Origin of the sequence: Streptococcus infantis, from assembly GCF_047464215.1 — a bacterium.
GTDB classification, from domain to species: Bacteria; Bacillota; Bacilli; order Lactobacillales; family Streptococcaceae; genus Streptococcus; species Streptococcus infantis_P.
This window is the reverse complement of the sequence record NZ_JASHCG010000002.1, coordinates 192,956-206,380: the sequence shown is the minus strand read 5'-3', so window position 1 is coordinate 206,380 and position 13,425 is coordinate 192,956. Positions and strand designations below refer to the sequence as shown.

14 protein-coding genes and 1 pseudogene are annotated in these 13,425 nt (G+C 37.6%); 5 read left to right on the top strand and 10 right to left on the bottom strand.

The genetic code is table 11. From position 1 onward, the window contains the following. A partial coding sequence (locus QM469_RS02250; protein WP_414275982.1) for a transposase occupies window positions 1–593 on the top strand: 593 nt, incomplete at its 5' end. A 321-nt stretch (window positions 594–914) separates the two neighbouring features. Further along, entirely contained in the window at window positions 915–1,268 is a 354-nt protein-coding gene (locus QM469_RS02245; RefSeq protein WP_001227347.1) for a helix-turn-helix transcriptional regulator, read from the top strand. Between the two features lie 59 nt (window positions 1,269–1,327). On the opposite strand, the gene QM469_RS02240 is transcribed toward QM469_RS02245, so the two are convergent. Continuing rightward, window positions 1,328–1,519 (bottom strand): cysteine-rich KTR domain-containing protein, encoded by a 192-nt coding sequence (locus tag QM469_RS02240; RefSeq protein ID WP_001860868.1) that lies wholly within the window; start codon window positions 1,517–1,519, stop codon window positions 1,328–1,330. Between the two features lie 521 nt (window positions 1,520–2,040). On the opposite strand from QM469_RS02240, the gene QM469_RS02235 reads away from it, so the two are divergent. From QM469_RS02235 to msr(D), 3 genes are all read left to right on the top strand, one after another. Continuing rightward, entirely contained in the window at window positions 2,041–2,211 is a 171-nt protein-coding gene (locus QM469_RS02235; RefSeq protein ID WP_000873143.1) for a hypothetical protein, read from the top strand. Window positions 2,212–2,596: 385 nt separating this feature from the next. Next, window positions 2,597–3,814 carry a macrolide efflux MFS transporter Mef(A) gene (gene mef(A) / locus QM469_RS02230; RefSeq protein ID WP_000417519.1) on the top strand — a complete coding sequence of 406 codons (1,218 nt, stop codon included), beginning with the start codon at window positions 2,597–2,599 and terminating at the stop codon, window positions 3,812–3,814. 20 nt (window positions 3,815–3,834) lie between these two features. Next, window positions 3,835–5,298: an ABC-F type ribosomal protection protein Msr(D) gene (gene msr(D), locus QM469_RS02225; RefSeq protein ID WP_000420313.1), complete on the top strand. Its 1,464-nt coding sequence runs from the start codon at window positions 3,835–3,837 to the stop codon at window positions 5,296–5,298. A gap of 117 nt (window positions 5,299–5,415) precedes the next feature. Here msr(D) and QM469_RS02220 read toward each other — a convergent pair whose 3' ends face one another. The 9 genes and pseudogenes from QM469_RS02220 to QM469_RS02180 all read right to left on the bottom strand — a co-directional run bounded on the left by QM469_RS02220 (window position 5,416) and on the right by QM469_RS02180 (window position 13,424). Further along, a complete protein-coding gene (locus QM469_RS02220) occupies window positions 5,416–5,715 on the bottom strand; it encodes a DUF5960 family protein (RefSeq protein ID WP_001072467.1) in 300 nt (99 codons plus the stop codon). Then, complete coding sequence (locus tag QM469_RS02215; RefSeq protein ID WP_000567222.1) at window positions 5,702–6,070, bottom strand: hypothetical protein; 369 nt, start codon at window positions 6,068–6,070, stop codon at window positions 5,702–5,704. The genes QM469_RS02220 and QM469_RS02215 overlap by 14 nt, the downstream gene beginning before the upstream one ends. A 12-nt stretch (window positions 6,071–6,082) precedes the next feature. Beyond that, window positions 6,083–6,418: a hypothetical protein gene (locus QM469_RS02210; protein ID WP_000806926.1), complete on the bottom strand. Its 336-nt coding sequence runs from the start codon at window positions 6,416–6,418 to the stop codon at window positions 6,083–6,085. Next, window positions 6,415–6,660, bottom strand: a complete 246-nt coding sequence (locus QM469_RS02205; protein WP_001813542.1) for a hypothetical protein — start codon at window positions 6,658–6,660, stop codon at window positions 6,415–6,417. Before QM469_RS02205 ends, QM469_RS02210 begins: the two co-directional genes overlap by 4 nt. A 363-nt stretch (window positions 6,661–7,023) precedes the next feature. Next, the gene (gene tet(M) / locus QM469_RS02200) at window positions 7,024–8,943 is read right to left on the bottom strand and encodes a tetracycline resistance ribosomal protection protein Tet(M) (protein WP_414275981.1); all 1,920 of its coding nucleotides are present in this window, start codon (window positions 8,941–8,943) and stop codon (window positions 7,024–7,026) included. 15 nt (window positions 8,944–8,958) lie between these two features. Beyond that, window positions 8,959–9,006, bottom strand: a pseudogene (locus QM469_RS02195) (hypothetical protein); the annotation flags it as partial. Between the two features lie 313 nt (window positions 9,007–9,319). After that, window positions 9,320–10,252, bottom strand: coding sequence for a conjugal transfer protein (locus QM469_RS02190; RefSeq protein WP_001224318.1), 933 nt, complete (start codon window positions 10,250–10,252; stop codon window positions 9,320–9,322). Then, window positions 10,249–11,250 carry a lysozyme family protein gene (locus QM469_RS02185; RefSeq protein ID WP_000769868.1) on the bottom strand — a complete coding sequence of 334 codons (1,002 nt, stop codon included), beginning with the start codon at window positions 11,248–11,250 and terminating at the stop codon, window positions 10,249–10,251. Before QM469_RS02185 ends, QM469_RS02190 begins: the two co-directional genes overlap by 4 nt. Beyond that, entirely contained in the window at window positions 11,247–13,424 is a 2,178-nt protein-coding gene (locus tag QM469_RS02180) for a CD3337/EF1877 family mobilome membrane protein (RefSeq protein ID WP_000804748.1), read from the bottom strand. The genes QM469_RS02185 and QM469_RS02180 overlap by 4 nt, the downstream gene beginning before the upstream one ends. Window position 13,425: the final 1 nt, after the last annotated feature.

Below are 13,425 nucleotides of genomic sequence, written 5' to 3'. Positions count from 1 at the left end.
AAAAACGTGTGACTTACTTAGTAGATAAGCTTACAAAACTAGCTAATCAGTCTTATTGTGCGGTTAAGAAAACCTCTCCAGTGATAGAAGAGGTCAAATACTATGCAGGGGAGTTACTTAGGCTTTCGGAACACAGACAAGGTGTTTTAGAGGAGATGGTAACATTAGCTCAATCTTTGCCAGAATACGAGATTCTTCTCTCTATTCCTGGAATAGCCGAAACCACAGCGACAAGTATTATTGGCGAACTTGGTGACATTCGTCGATTTCACTCTGCCAATCAAATCAATGCTTTTATCGGTATTGACCTCAGACACTATGAATCTGGAAACTTTCTAGTCAAGGAACATATCACCAAACGTGGGAATCCCTATGCCAGAAAGATTCTCTTTAAGTGCATTCATAACATAGCTTCAGCTAGCCACACCAATCCTTGTCATATCGCAGACTTCTATGAGAAACGGAAAAGACAATCGCAAGTGACTTCAACCAAACCACACACGATTGCCTCCATACATCGTCTCATTAGAACAATGTATTACCTTATAACGCATAACAAACTTTACGATTATACTTCTACCCAAAATCGGTAAAATTGTTTATGCCATATTATTGTAACGCCTTATCAAAAAAATCACCAGATAAGGTGTTGTTTTAGTGTACACTTTTTACACTAAAATTTAGTTCAAAAAAAGACAATTTCCTTAGTTTGACTATGGAATTCAAACTACTTTTCATCAAATACCTTGATATACTTGACAAATGGTAGAAAAGGACTTAGTCCTGTACAATACAGAACTAAATCCTTTGCTTAAATTAATTGTCTAACTTTTTGGGGTCAGTACATATAACACGTTTTTCTATACCTGTTTTTAATTCAGTAGGAACAATAAAATGTATAGAGGTGGTCTACTATGCGTAAAAAAGAAGATAAATATGATTTTAGAGCCTTTGGTTTAGCCATTAAAGAAGCTCGATTGAAACGAGGTTTAACTCGTGAACAAGTGGGAGCATTGATTGAAATTGACCCACGGTACTTAACTAATATTGAAAATAAGGGGCAACACCCCAGCATACAAGTTCTTTATGACCTTGTATCGTTACTTCATGTTTCCGTTGATGAATTTTTCTTACCTGCTAATAACTTGGTAAAAAGCACCCGACGATTACAGATAGAGAAATACATGGATAGCTTTACAGACAAAGAACTATCCTTAATGGAATCTTTAGCCAGCGGTATCAACGAAGCAAGAAATATCGAAGACTAATTAAAAGAATCCATACATAACGGAAAGAGCCGATAAAATGAGATTGTATTAATCTCATTTTATCGGCTCTGCGTCTTTGCGTCTGGCTCTGTAATCACAGTTACTTTGAACTGCTTTATTTCAATTAAATTTTCTTGTCTGCATTTCGGACAATAGAGGGGGAATTTTTTTAATTCAGTATCTTCCCTTATCTTTAATCGTGTTTTATTTCCACATACAGGACATGTTGAGGCGGTAAGTTTGCTAGTCAAGGAGTAAAACGACGAAGATTAGCATTTACTTCCGCCCATGCGATAGCTGTCCGTGATTGACAAGTGCTAGCACGCAGACAGAACGGAGATAGCGAACCGCTGAGTGTGTCGCTCTGCTCGTAAAAGCTTAGAAACCTTTGAACGAAAGGGATAATGAAAGCCTTGATTGCAAGGCTTTTTGCTTTATGGTGGGTAAGTATCAGAGTGAGAAAATTTTTGGAATGAGTAGAAGTGATAGCTAGAAATTATCAGTTTCTATTTCCATTTACCCTGTGGGTACGTGTTTGTTTCCATTGACAAGGAGTTTGTGGGAATAGAAATGTACCCACCTTGTTTGAATCAAGTGAAGTGTAGTTGAAGGAAATCTGTTGAAAGCAATACTTCATTTTACCGAATAAGTAATAATTTAGGCAACTTCAAATCGATTAAAAAAAACTATTTTAAAGGTTAAGAGTAGACAAAAATTGTCCACTCTTTTTTGCAAACTCAATTTATCAATAAATGAAATGAGGGAATGTAAAATGAAATATTTTGAGGTTGAGTTAGAAAATCCTGATGAATTTTTAAAACTACAAACAGAAGATTTTGTGAAAGCTAATCGCTTGCTACTAAGGAAGATAATCCAGAGCGTTACAGTCTATGAAGAAAACTTCGTCATATCCTTTAAATCTGGCATCGAATTGGAAGTATGAGTCTCATTCCATAACTTTTATATTGAACATATCATCTTGTTGTGTTATACTATAAATTGATATAAACAAAGATGTAGGAGGAACCGAAACTATGACAGCCTCAATGCGTTTAAGATAAGCTGGCAATAAAAAAAGCAGAATCTATACCCGATGATAGGCTTTTTTGTTGTGCTTATTTATACGATATTGAGCATTCATTAGTTACGGTGAGGATATTGGTTATTTAACTATACCTTTATTTAACTATGTCTTTAATATGAATGTTTCCAAATTGTATGTATGCAGACCAAAAGCCACATTGTGGGGTTTGGCCTGCATTTTTTATTGCCTAGAATGCTATTCAAAATAGAAATTCAAGCAAAATAATATGCAGGAGATAATATAAATGGAAAAATACAACAATTGGAAACGAAAATTTTATGCAATATGGGCAGGGCAAGCAGTATCATTAATCACTAGTGCCATCCTGCAAATGGCGATTATTTTTTACCTTACAGAAAAAACAGGATCTGCGATGGTCTTGTCTATGGCTTCATTAGTAGGTTTTTTACCCTATGCGATTTTGGGACCTGCCATTGGTGTGCTAGTGGATCGTCATGATAGGAAGAAGATAATGATTGGTGCCGATTTAATTATCGCAGCAGCTGGTGCAGTGCTTGCTATTGTTGCATTCTGTATGGAGCTACCTGTCTGGATGATTATGATAGTATTGTTTATCCGTAGCATTGGAACAGCTTTTCATACCCCAGCACTCAATGCGGTTACACCACTTTTAGTACCAGAAGAACAGCTAACGAAATGCGCAGGCTATAGTCAGTCTTTGCAGTCTATAAGCTATATTGTTAGTCCGGCAGTTGCAGCACTCTTATACTCCGTTTGGGATTTAAATGCTATTATTGCCATCGACGTATTGGGTGCTGTGATTGCATCTATTACGGTAGCAATTGTACGTATACCTAAGCTGGGTAATCAAGTGCAAAGTTTAGAACCAAATTTCATAAGGGAGATGAAAGAAGGAGTTGTGGTTCTGAGACAAAACAAAGGATTGTTTGCCTTATTACTCTTAGGAACACTATATACTTTTGTTTATATGCCAATCAATGCACTATTTCCTTTAATAAGCATGGAACACTTTAATGGAACACCTGTGCATATTTCTATTACGGAAATTTCCTTTGCATTTGGGATGCTAGCAGGAGGCTTATTATTAGGAAGATTAGGGGGCTTCGAAAAGCATGTATTACTAATAACAAGTTCATTTTTTATAATGGGGACCAGTTTAGCCGTTTCGGGAATACTTCCTCCAAATGGATTTGTAATATTCGTAGTTTGCTGTGCAATAATGGGGCTTTCGGTGCCATTTTATAGCGGTGTGCAAACAGCTCTTTTTCAGGAGAAAATTAAGCCTGAATATTTAGGACGTGTATTTTCTTTGATCGGAAGTATCATGTCACTTGCTATGCCAATTGGGTTAATTCTTTCTGGATTCTTTGCTGATAAAATCGGTGTAAATCATTGGTTTTTACTATCAGGTATTTTAATTATTGGCATTGCTATAGTTTGCCAAATGATAACTGAGGTTAGAAAATTAGATTTAAAATAAACAATATTGGAGGAAATGTTATGGAATTAATATTAAAAGCAAAAGACATTCGTGTGGAATTCAAAGGACGCGATGTTTTAGATATAAATGAATTAGAAGTATATGATTATGACCGTATTGGTTTAGTAGGAGCAAATGGTGCTGGAAAAAGCACTTTACTCAGGGTACTTTTAGGAGAATTAACTCCCCCAGGATGTAAAATGAATCGTCTGGGTGAACTTGCCTATATTCCCCAGTTGGACGAAGTAACTCTGCAGGAGGAAAAAGATTTTGCACTTGTAGGCAAGCTAGGTGTTGAGCAATTAAATATACAGACTATGAGCGGTGGTGAAGAAACAAGGCTTAAAATAGCACAGGCCTTATCGGCACAGGTTCATGGTATTTTAGCGGATGAACCTACGAGCCATTTAGACCGTGAAGGAATTGATTTTCTAATAGGACAGCTAAAATATTTTACAGGTGCACTGTTAGTTATTAGCCATGACCGCTATTTTCTTGATGAAATAGTAGATAAAATATGGGAACTGAAAGATGGCAAAATCACTGAGTATTGGGGAAACTATTCTGATTATCTTCGTCAGAAAGAGGAAGAACGTAAGAGCCAAGCTGCAGAATACGAACAATTTATTGCGGAACGTGCCCGATTGGAAAGGGCTGCGGAGGAAAAGCGAAAACAGGCTCGTAAAATAGAACAGAAGGCAAAAGGTTCTTCAAAGAAAAAAAGTACTGAAGACGGAGGGCGTTTAGCTCATCAAAAATCAATAGGAAGTAAGGAAAAAAAGATGTATAATGCTGCTAAAACCCTAGAGCACAGGATTGCGGCCTTAGGAAAAGTAGAAGCTCCGGAAGGCATTCGCAGAATTCGTTTCAGGCAAAGTAAAGCATTGGAGCTCCATAATCCATACCCTATAGTCGGTGCAGAAATTAATAAAGTATTTGGGGATAAGGCTCTGTTTGAAAATGCATCTTTTCAAATTCCGTTAGGAGCAAAAGTGGCGTTAACTGGTGGTAATGGAATCGGAAAAACAACTTTAATCCAAATGATCTTAAACCATGAAGAAGGAATTTCTATTTCGCCTAAGGCAAAAATAGGTTACTTTGCACAGAATGGTTACAAGTACAACAGTAATCAGAATGTTATGGAGTTTATGCAGAAGGATTGTGACTACAATATATCAGAAATTCGTTCAGTGCTAGCATCTATGGGGTTCAAACAGAACGATATTGGAAAAAGTTTATCTGTTTTAAGCGGTGGAGAAATTATAAAATTGTTGCTTGCTAAAATGCTCATGGGTAGATATAACATCCTAATAATGGATGAACCCAGTAACTTCCTTGACATACCAAGTTTAGAGGCTTTGGAAATACTAATGAAGGAGTACACCGGAACTATCGTGTTTATCACCCACGATAAACGATTACTCGAAAATGTAGCAGATGTAGTTTATGAAATTAGAGATAAGAAAATAAATCTGAAACATTAAATTTAAGGTAGTCGCTGGTCAGTATAGTCTGTTCTGGTTGGCGACTCCATTGTTAAAGAGTATAAAGACTTTAGATTTTATGAATATTAAAAATAGGAACAGTCAATTGAACTGCTCCTATTTTTCTGCTAAATATATTGTAGTTTTCTTATATGTATAATGATAGATTAGCGGATTCTCATCTACGGTACTTACTTCAAATATGAAGAAGTGATCGCGGTTATCTCTGGACTTTTCCTTATTGAGGACAAAGTAATTCTTACGTGAAGTCGCCATTGTTTTTAGGATATCATCAGTTAGGAAGGTCAATGGAATATTCATGTTAGAGTAGCGGTAGAAGTCACGTTCAAAATCTTGGTAGCTCTCGCTATAATAGTCCATTTGTAGGTGATTACGCTGAAACTCAAGCTGATTCATAGAGCACCTCCTCGACAAGTTCAATACTAATAATGTCTTTTAATTTCAAATTGATGTGACCTGTTGTAGTTTTTATCAAAATGAAATCTTTGGTCAGACTTGGTATTGTTCCAGTGTAGGAAACACGCTTGTTTTTTTCAATCACTTGAATGCGTGTGCGTAGCTGCCCGGCGTATACTTGACTGAGGAGTAATAATTTCTTCTCTAGTGATAAGTCAGACATGTACGTTACTTTGTTTGTATCATCAGAGAGTGCTGATGCATGTTCAGATAGGAAAAAGCCCATCCATTTTTGCATCTTTGTATCCTGGTACTCTCTTGCTGATTGAAATGGTAAATATGAACGGTCAATCATATCAAATCCTTTCTATGCAGAGGCAAGGGTATTTTTATCAAATTGAATCGTAAAACCTTGAATTCCCCCACCTGTGTAACATTCTTTAAAGCGATTGATTACCTCAGTATAGATTATCACAGATGAGCTTGTTGGCTTAATGCTAAATGTAAATTCCAATGGTAATCGGTTTTCAGATTTAGCATGTACTAGTCGTATCGATATTTCAGTTGTTTTGAGTTTTCTCTGACGAAGTTTTGAAGTTGCTGTTTCAACGATTCCATGTAAAAATCTTTCAAGCATTTCAATATCATTACATCCTTTGCTACGGATTTCTGAAAATTGTACTGTATTTTTTTCTTGTTTCATTTTAATCCCTCCAATCCACCCGCGGAATGACCACCGATAAGTTTACTGCGTTCAATATTTCTGGAACCTTCAGTTAGGACGGTTCCTTTTTGTATGGCTAAAAAACCAAACTGTTCTCTGACAACATCAATAGCTGTCTGAAGTCTATTATCTTTTTCAATTTGTTCTACATCATCAAAGAGTGATAGTAGAGTATAGCTTTCATCTACGAAGCCACTATAAGATACACCAATTTGTCTCACTGCACCAGAGGTGTATTTTTTCGGAATAATACAAGTACATGACTCACCATTGTTTTGGGGAGATTTGCGGGTTCAATTTTATTCTGAGCATTTATAGATTTTTTCATCTCAGTCCTAGAATAGCCAATATGAATAGAAACGACAGTAGTCAATACTAGGGCTACTGTTCCGTTCCACAGTATCATTTAAAAATCATTTTCACACCCTTTCGTCTATTAGTATAGAAGAAAGCTCTCAGCACACAATATCCACTTGTAGTTTATAATAACTATCTCCTCCTTTACACTTTAATTCAAATCTTTATTAAAAAATATTTCATCTTATTTAACAAGAAACCATATTTATATAACAACATAAAATACACTAAGTTATTTTATTGAACATATATCGTACTTTATCTATCCGACTATTTGGACGACGGGGCTGGCAAACAGGTTCACCGGTAGTAACATGGTACCCTTTTAACTCTGTTAAACAAACACTACGTCCATTTGTAAAGAAAGTTAAATCACTACGATATTCTTGAATACACCGAGCAGGGATTTCTCCACTAAGAATGACCTCATTATTTTTCAATTGAGTGTCTACGATGTTCGCACAATATTTAGGAGCATCGTTGTATGCTCGTGAAAGATATTCCTGTGGCGCATAAATTTTAAAACTAAGATATGGCTCTAACAATTCTGTTCCAGCTTTTTTTAAGACTTGTTCCAATACAATAGGAGCAAGCATCCGAAAATCTGCTGGGGTACTAACAGGGCTATAGTATAAGCCATACTTAAAACAGATTTTACAGTCCGTCACATTCCAACCATACAATCCTTGTTCACAGCCATAGCGTATCCCCTCCATAACTGCATTTTGAAACGATTGATTTAAGTATCCAAGAGAAACCGAGCTCTCATACTGTACTCCGCTCCCTAATGGAAGCTGTGCTACAGATAGACCAATGGAAGCCCAGAAAGGATTCGGTGGAACTTCGATGTGAATGGTATACTCTGCTTTTTTTAACGGTCTTTCCATATAAATGACTGTAGGCTCTTTTATTTCTATCTCCACATGATACTTTTCTTGCAGCAGAGCACAAGTCACTTCCATTTGTACTTTCCCTAAGAAAGAAAGTATGATTTCATGTGTCGCAGAATCCACATAATATCGCAGAAGCGGGTCACTGTCGGAGATTTCTAAAAGTGCATCAAGTAACATTTCCCTTTGTTGAGGTTTGCTCGGTTCAACAGTCGTTTGCAGCAGAGGGAGGGGATTTTCAATTCTCTCTCTCTGTGGCAATAGCTTTGTATCTCCAAGAACACTATTTAACTTCAAAAACTCATTCTGCAAAATAACAATTTCCCCGGAATAAGCCTTATCGATTTTACATAATTCACCATTTATTGAAGTATACATTTCTGTAATTTTTATTTTTTCCTTTTCCGATATTCTAACCGAATCTCGCAAATGCAGTACGCCACTATAAAGACGTATATATGCAAGACGCTGTCTTTTTTCCGAATACTCAATTTTGAAAACTTTTCCGCAAAGTTCAGACTGACCTCGATGTGTTGATGAATAAAATTTATTAGTAATAACTTCTATAAGGTTATCAATCCCTATATTACTTTTTGCACTTCCATGATAAAGAGGGAACAGAGAACAATTCTGAAATCTTATGCTTTCCTCTTGTTCGAGTTCCAATGCTTCTAATGATTTACCGGACATATATTTCTCTAAAAGGTCATCGTTTCCCTCTATTACCGTATCCCATTGTTCAGATTCGGTAAAGTTCGTCACACACATATTAGGATACAGTTCTACCTTCTGTTTGATTACAATTTCGGCAGAAAGTTTCTCTTTAATATCCTGATAAACCGTTGATAAATCAATTCTATTTTGGTCAATCTTATTGATAAAAAAGATTGTGGGAATCCCCATTTTCCTAAGTGCATGAAATAATATACGAGTTTGTGCTTGTACGCCATCTTTTGCAGAAATCAGTAGAATTGCCCCATCTAAAACTGATAATGAACGATATACTTCTGCTAAGAAATCCATATGTCCTGGCGTGTCTATGATGTTCACCTTCGTATTTTCCCACTGAAAAGAGGTTATTCCTGTCTGAATTGTAATTCCTCTCTGACGTTCTAAAAGCGTATTATCCGTCCTCGTTGTACCTTTGTCCACGCTTCCTAATTCTGTAATCGCTCCACTGTTATATAATAAGCTTTCTGTTAAGGTAGTTTTTCCCGCATCAACATGAGCTAAAACTCCAATATTAATAATTTTCATGTGATTTTCCTCCATTCAAAAGCCCAAAAGGGCATAAAAATCCCAGTGATAAATACTCTTATCACTGGGATTTTTATGCATAACCATAGGCATACAAAGCATACAGATATTCTCCGGATACTTTAGAATCACATGATAAAGGTATTCTTAAACTGGGTACAAAAAACTAAGCCCTCCTAAAAAAGGACATCCAATTATTTGTTCCCACTATCAAATTGACAGTTTATTTAAGAATACCTTGCCGCATATTTATTAACTCCTTTTAAATAGATACTTAAATTATAGCACGTAAGAGCATATTTGTAAAGGAATCTCCAATTTTTTATCAAAGAGAGTACGTGATTACAAAATAGCTGTAATAATGTACCAATATTTGTTATTCTATAATCTTCCAATTACTCCCGTTCTTTTCAAGTACCAAATCAAATTGAGATACCTGCGTTGCTTTGGTCTGCTGGTCGATATACTCCACTGTCAGCGATACCGTGACTTGATTATCCTTACGATTGTGAATAGGATTTACCAGTTCTTGAAAGATGTACTCTTTTCCGATTGGTTTTAATATCCCGTCATTCACATAGTAGGAAAGTTCACTGGCTGTCGCTGTAGGATAGAGCTTGAAGAACGTCGTTAAAAACTCATTGATTTCATTGGTTGTAATGGAATCAACCGTCCCCTCACTTTCAATGGCTTTTGGTTTATAACTTGATTTCTTAGGTATGTTGGTAATGGTCGGATTCTTAACCAGTACCATATTTCCAGAACCATCTACATAGACACTCACTATATAAGCAGAGTGGACGGTCTTTGTATTTTCTCCCTCTGTAATGAGCTGGTCTACACTGTAGGTTACATTAAACTCATTGTCGCCAGTTGGCTCTACCGTCCATATCTGAAATCCTCTTACAGAAGACGATACAGGAATATCTTTGCGTACTGTATCAACATTGAGAGCTTGAAGTTCATCTGTCAGATAGCCTTTTAGACTTTCCATTCGATTATCAATGGACTTATCGGATTGCTCCCATGAATAGTAGACTTTCGCAAAGTTCTCTACAAAATTTTCTACATGATGAGTATCAACGTATTCCTTTTCTATGATAGTTGTTTCGTGAATAGTATGAGTATCTATAGCTGTAAAGTGCTTGAATATCGCAAAGCTGAAACTAAGCCCTAAAAGTACCCACAAGGCAATCACAACCTTTTTATGAGGATTGACCTTATAGACACGAGGTTTCTTTTCCTTTGGTATCTGTTTTTCTTTATTCTGATTTTTTCTAAATTTCATCATTAAATCTTCCTTTCTCATTGTTTGATTCGTCCTGCTCCCACTAAATGCTGTTGCCAGTAGGGGCTTGTTAAGTCGGCATAACCGATTGGGTCGCCTGCATGAAACATACGGTTATTGCCAAGGTATATCCCAACATGAGTAATATAAGAGCCAGCGTTATAGGTAGAATGAAAGAAAACCAAATCGCCAGCTTGTGCTTCCGATAGTGGGATATGCTGGGTCACATCATATTGCTGTTGTGCGGTTCGTGGTAAGTTAATTCCAGCTTTTCCATACGTCCATTGTGTCAGTCCGCTACAATCAAAAGAAGTAGTCGGGGAAGCTCCACCGTAAACGTATCGCCAGCCCTCATATTTCAGTGCTTCGTCCATGATGGCTTGTACCGTATCATCATCAAACTCTGTTGTGACAAGATACTGCGTTACCAGTTGCACATAAAACATATTGCCATAGTTGTATCGCCAGCCCCCATTGATAGGTATGGCTATGGGATTGGGGTAAGACACTTTTTCGCCACCTGAATACTCTTTTGAGAAACTTTGAGCCAGTTCAAAGGTATATTTATTTCCACGATTAGCCACATACCCTAAGAAACCACCACCATAATTGTAGGACTGGATAACCGATTCTAAATCTACACTGAGCCTTTCGCTACTGGCTAATAATTCACTGAAATACTTCACACCTTGCTTAATGGATTCTTCTGTACTCAATGAATTAGGTGGAAGACCGAGGGATTCCGAGGACTGCATAACATCTTCCGCAGTACCGCCCGATTCCACCTGTATAATCGCAAGAAGTATGTTGACATATTCTTCAACGCCATATTCTTTGGCATATTTTTCTACCATAGGCTTATGAGCCAGCACTTCTGCGGAAACATTCACACCTCCATAATGAATATTGGAAATTCCGCTGTCCTGTTCATCTGAAAATAAAATGGCAACAAACAGAAGCAGTGAGAAGACCATCAAGAATAATCCAGAACCACCAATCACTAAAGTTTTCAACTTCATGGTTTCTTACCGACTTTCTTAATGGTGGCGGTTTTGATTGGTGGTCTACTTCTTGTATTTTGTAGTGGTACTCTTTGAACAGTAGACGGACGTTCTTTTGTGATTGGACGTTGTGAAGTTCTATCTGCTGTAGTGGTTGAAGTTGCTGGCTTTTGAACGGTTTTTTCTTGAACGGTATTGCCTTGGCGTTCCACTTTTGGACTTGAAAAATCGGACTTAACTGCTGGACGCTCTTGTTTGGCTTGTTGAGATTCCTTATATGAAGTCTGAATATTAGACTGTTTTGAGGTCTGTTCATCATGATATTGTTCTTGTCTTGTAGTCGGTCTTTCATGAACAGAAGAAGCAGGCTGTTTTTTCTGTTTGACCTGTTCCATTTCAGAGCGACGCTTCGCAATGGTTTTTCGCCTTTGTTCCTGCTGTTCCTTGCGTCCACTGGCTCTGTCCGCTTTGGTTTGAGAAATACTACTGGTTAAATCACGGACATTCTCTTTTACTTTGGATTTTCCTTGATATACTGCATATCTTGCATTGGTCGGCAAATCTTTAACCTGTTCTTTCAAACCACTAGCAGTGTCTACCATTCTGTCTTTGGTATCAGCTACTGTACCGATGGTTTGACCGATACGTTTTCCAAGTGTTGATTTTTCCTTTCCGTCTGGTCGGGAGTGATCTGCTTGTGTCCTTGCAGAACTCCCCGAACCCGACTGTCCTTTTTTACCTGTAACAATGGCAGACCCAGCCCCTAGAGTAGTCATGGAACGTCCAAGTTTCCGCTGTAGACGGTGCATGTGAGCGTGCATAAGCATACGAGGTTTTCTCATCACACGACTTCCCACACTTTGAGAATCGTTACTCTGTAGAGAAAACATACTCATTAAATCGCCCAGCTTGAAGTAGATTCCTGCAAAGGTCACAATCTGTAGAAAAGCAATCAAAAAGAACGGATAACCAGCCGATAAGGTATAGAGCATGGTTGAAATACTAAATGCTGTCGTAATAATCAATGTGATTCCAGCTCGTGTCAAAATGGTATTAAAGAGCTTTGTTATGGCTCGTTTTGACATACCATCAAATGATGGAATCATGCTTAAAATAAAGCTCACAGGCAGAAACATAGCATAGATGATAAAAAGTACCTGCGAGAAAATCATGATTCCTGTTAATAGGAATACAAATATGGAAATCCCAATATTGAAGACAAATAGGAAGAAGACTGTACCTAAACGGTTAATGGTCTTTGTAATGGTTAGATTGGTATTGCTTCTGTCTTCAATTTCTTCCGCAACAATTTTTTCTCTGTCTTCGCCATTGTTGGAATCTGGGCTGGTGGAGAGCAGGCTTTCCACACGGTCAATACCGATACTTTCAATGTCTGAACTGTTGTATTGAAGCAGTAGCCACGGTTGCTGAACCTGTATGGAAAACAGGCTATCTCTGATTAAGTCCACGCTGTCCTTGCCTTGACTATCGGAATGGGGCATGACAATCTTCGTGCCAAGTGATAAACTGGCATTACTGATGTCTGATGAAAAGTCATTGATTTTTTTAATGTAGTCGGGAGCGTAGGCAATAAAGGAAGCCGATAGGATAAACACCAGCACAAAATTCATAATGGCATGAATTGCCTTTGTGGTTTCTCTCTTTATCAGTCCCGTATAGGCAACATAAACCCCAAGAACCAAAATCAAGAGTAAGAGGAATCCAACATAGAAACCCTCTGTTGAAAATCCGTTTGCACTCACACCAGCTAAGGTCTGCATATTCTTACCAATGGAATCTGCTGTAGCGGAAATGAAGTCTAAGGAATAGGCTTCCTGTACTAAGTAACCTGTCGCATTGGAAACATACAAACTGATTGTCCAAATAAAATTGGTAATGGCATATAGTCCATACATGACCTGTTTTCCAATCCCGTCCGACCAGTTCCACGGAAGCCAGCCCCAGCTATTATCCACATAAAAATCCAGTTGATAGTTTTCAAGTGGGTATCGGCTGTATTCATTTGCCACATTGACCGTATCATCTACCAAGCCCGCAGCTTGAACCACCGTTCCCAGCATGGCTAAAAGAAAAATGGCAATCACAAGTGTGAAAGCCACTGTCATTGCCACTTTACCTAGACGTTTCAGCGTCCAGTTTGATTTTATTCTGTTTACTATTGATGGTTTCACA